Origin of the sequence: [Phormidium] sp. LEGE 05292 (assembly GCF_015207735.1) — a bacterium.
Classification (GTDB): Bacteria; Cyanobacteriota; Cyanobacteriia; order Cyanobacteriales; family Aerosakkonemataceae; genus Floridanema.
The window spans coordinates 1-3,517 of sequence record NZ_JADEWG010000283.1 but is presented as its reverse complement, the minus strand read 5'-3'; the positions used below and the strand labels follow the sequence as shown (position 1 = coordinate 3,517).

Here is a 3,517-nt window from a genome sequence, read left to right as displayed (position 1 = left end):
CCCCTACCCCCCACCTCCCTACTTCCTCCCAGTACCTAGTCACTAATTAATGGAAGATACTGGGGCATCGGTGGTAATGATTCGTGGTTCACCCAAGACTTCTAGTTTTACCTGGGCTACTCCTGAGCTTGTTAATCCGATGATTCTGGCGGAAGCGGCGGAAAGGTCGATGATGCGACCTCTGGCGAATGGGCCGCGATCGTTAATTCTGACTACTACTGACAGACCATTTCTCAGGTTTGTGACTCTGACCATTGTGCCAAAGGGTAAGCTACGGTGAGCCGCTGTGAGGGCATTTTGGTTGTATCTTTCGCCGCTGGCGCTGCGATTACCGTGAAAACCAGGGCCATACCAAGAAGCTAAACCGCTGAGAACTGCTTTAACTGTGGGTATGGGTGCAAAAGCGACTTGTGCTGGCTGAGGTTGAGCTGTAGGTCTACCGGGAATATCTGTTAAGGGAGGAGCATTACCCATGAGTCGCCGTAATCTGTTGGTGGCTTGCAGGGCATCTTCAGCAAGGTTATTTGTGGTGTCTGGAAGCCTGGTTTGGTCGGTGATTTCGACTAAAAGTTCGTTGTTAACTTTGATGATGTAGCGATCGCGTAGCGTGCCGTTAGACGTATTGCGATTATTTTTAGCTAATATTGCTGTTTTTTGATTGCTGGCTATATGTGCTTGGGCTTGTAATATTTCTTCGCTGGTGCTACTCACCTTGTTGCTGACCGAGTATGCAACTGTGATGTTGTTAGCGTCGAGGTTTTCCCGATTTAATTGGTTTAACTTAGCTGCTACTGCGGTAGCTCTTGCTATTGGGTTGGTTGCAGTATTTTCAACTTGTTGACTCCCATTTTGGGAAAGAGTGCCTTCTTTGACGTTGCTTGACTCAACTGGGGAAGAGCCAACAAAAGTTAACACTGGAATATCCCGTAAATAAAGGATTGCTATTTGACGGCCTGCTACTTCATGAGTTTGAATTTTTGCGATTACCTGTTCTTGAGCATTACCTCCTGTCTTTGATTGATACTCACCTACTTTGATGGTGTCGGTTTGAGTACTGGCTGGAGGTAAAGGTTGACTAGCAGCTGGCGCTGGTTTTATTTCCGATTCTTTTCCTTTTACCTTGTTAGTTTCGGCATGGCAGGAAAGGGTTGTCCCCAGCGCAGTTGTTAGTATGGCAGCAGAAATGCTGCTCCAAAATCTTTGCTTCATAAGCTTTTGCTCTGTCAAGGTGGTTATCGCTACATTTAAGGGCTGTGTTCATTTGGTATCAGCACCCAGCCTACAATTTTGTCGGCTAACTTGTAGTCGATTCGTTTTTGCCTTATTAAATTGCAACTGCAACAGATTACCATGAACTTTTCTAATTGGGGATCGGTATATGCCGGATTATAGTTCTGGACTAAACTAAGATTCTTCAGTAAAACTACTGGTATAGGGTTGTTTTTCGGGTTATTTGACGGGAAAGTATAAAATAAATTTTTATAGATTATTTATTAACTGATTTGGAATTATTATCAAATTTTGCCATTATAAATTTTGGGAATTTGCCAGTACCTTGTTCGGTTCAAAATTAAATCTGGCAAATGTTGAATGAAGTGGGAGATTAGGTTATGGATTATCGAGAAGCGGGTGTTGATGTAGAGGCGGGTAGAGCTTTTGTAGATAAAATCCGCAGTTTAGTAAATCGTACCCACAGACCGGAAGTGATTGGTGGGTTGGGTGGTTTTAGCGGTTTTTTTGAGTTACCCAGCGGGTATAAACAACCTGTTTTAGTTTCGGGGACTGATGGTGTGGGGACGAAGCTGAAGATCGCTCATGATTTAAATTGTCACAATACTGTAGGTATTGATTTAGTGGCGATGTGTGTCAATGATGTGCTGACTTCTGGTGCGGAACCTTTGTTTTTTTTGGATTATTTAGCTACGGGAAAGCTGGAACAAGAACAGCTTACAGAGGTGGTGGCAGGAATTAGTCAGGGATGTGAAATGGCGGGATGTAGCTTGTTAGGAGGGGAAACGGCGGAGATGCCGGGATTTTATCCGCCAGGGGTGTATGATTTGGCGGGTTTTTGTGTGGGTGTGGTGGAAAGGAGCCAACTTTTGTCAGGATCTAAGGTGGAAATTGGGGATGTGGCGATCGCACTAGCTTCTCAAGGTGTCCACAGTAATGGTTTTAGTTTGGTGCGAAAAATTGTTAATGATGGTGGATTTAATTGGACTGACGCAAGAGAACAATTAGGCGGCAAAAGTTTAGGAGAAACTTTATTAACTCCGACTCAAATTTATGTCAAACCTGTGTTAGGTGCTAGGTCTTCTGGAATCGAAATTCATGGCATGGCTCATATTACTGGTGGTGGTTTACCAGAAAATTTGCCTCGTTGTCTGGGTGCTAATCAATCAATTGAAATTATCCCCAATAGTTGGCAAGTTTTACCAATTTTTCACTGGTTAGCTACTGCTGGTAATGTTAACCCCAAAGCTATGTTTGAAACTTTTAATATGGGGGTTGGGTTTGTAGTTTTGGTAAAACCAGAGCAAGAGGAAGCAACTATCAAATGGTTTGAATCACAAAATATTGCTGCTTATGCGATCGGCAAAGTAATTCCCGGTACAGGTAATCTTGTAGGTTTACCAGATTGACCTTTTTGGTTTTGGGGACTGGGGACTGGTGACTGGCAGAGGGCAGAAGGCAGAAGGGAAGAAAGGATAAACTTTACATTTTCTGCCCATCCCCATCTCCCCTGCTCCCCTGCTCCTCTGCTCTCCTGCTAAATTTCATCCATAGAAGCACCGATAGATTGATTCATTAAAACTCGAATAATTTCTTCAGGATTGTCAGTATTAATTTGCAATAATGCTGCCATTTGTTGTACTAATTCTGGGTCTTGTTGTAATAATTCCCAAAGTTGTTCTAAAGAAATAGTTTGAGGTTGTTCGTCAAAATTACCTGCTTCATCAACAGATAAAAACAGATTTGACGCTGCTGGATTTTGTGGGGTTTGTATTATTGGTTTTTCCTGTCTTTGTAATAACTGTAACCCTATTTCACCTGCTGTATCGCTAATTTCTCCGTAACCCATGTCGCCTAATGCTAGCATTCGCAGGGCTAATTCTTGGTTTGGCGCAGGTGAGGCGAGTAATCTTTCGCCAAAGCCACGTATCCATTGTACCCATTGGGCTTCGGTGGTGCGATCGTCTAATTCTGCGAAAAATTTTTCTACTTTTGATTGTTGCCAACCATGCGCTATGCCTTCTAATAGCTGCATGAACAAAAACTCGTAATCACTATTTTCCAATGGTTTTGGCGGTTGGATTTGCTTTTGTATAGCTTTCATGGAGGATTTGGATCTTTTACTCCCTCTGCGCCCAAATAAACTCTGAAAAAACTCCACTATTTTTTGCCAAATCCTTCCAATCATCGCTAGTTCCTTGCATGGTATTGCACTTTCAATTTTAGCCAATTACTGCTGTGGCAGATGGATAGGGAGACAAGGGGACAAGGGGATGGGGAGATAGGG

Annotated in this window: 3 protein-coding genes; 1 reads left to right on the top strand and 2 read right to left on the bottom strand. The window is 43.2% G+C overall.

Going from position 1 to position 3,517, the window contains the following annotated elements; genetic code table 11:
- Nucleotides 1-42: 42 nt before the first annotated feature.
- Nucleotides 43-1,209 (bottom strand): septal ring lytic transglycosylase RlpA family protein, encoded by a 1,167-nt coding sequence (locus tag IQ264_RS31875; protein ID WP_193986665.1) that lies wholly within the window; start codon nucleotides 1,207-1,209, stop codon nucleotides 43-45.
- 401 nt (nucleotides 1,210-1,610) lie between these two features.
- Between IQ264_RS31875 and purM the strand changes: the two genes are divergently transcribed.
- Nucleotides 1,611-2,639, top strand: coding sequence for a phosphoribosylformylglycinamidine cyclo-ligase (purM, locus tag IQ264_RS31870; RefSeq protein WP_193986663.1), 1,029 nt, complete (start codon nucleotides 1,611-1,613; stop codon nucleotides 2,637-2,639).
- 128 nt (nucleotides 2,640-2,767) lie between these two features.
- Here the strand turns inward: purM and IQ264_RS31865 are convergent, their stop codons facing one another.
- Nucleotides 2,768-3,334, bottom strand: a complete 567-nt coding sequence (locus tag IQ264_RS31865) for a hypothetical protein (RefSeq protein WP_193986661.1) — start codon at nucleotides 3,332-3,334, stop codon at nucleotides 2,768-2,770.
- Nucleotides 3,335-3,517 lie beyond the last annotated feature (183 nt).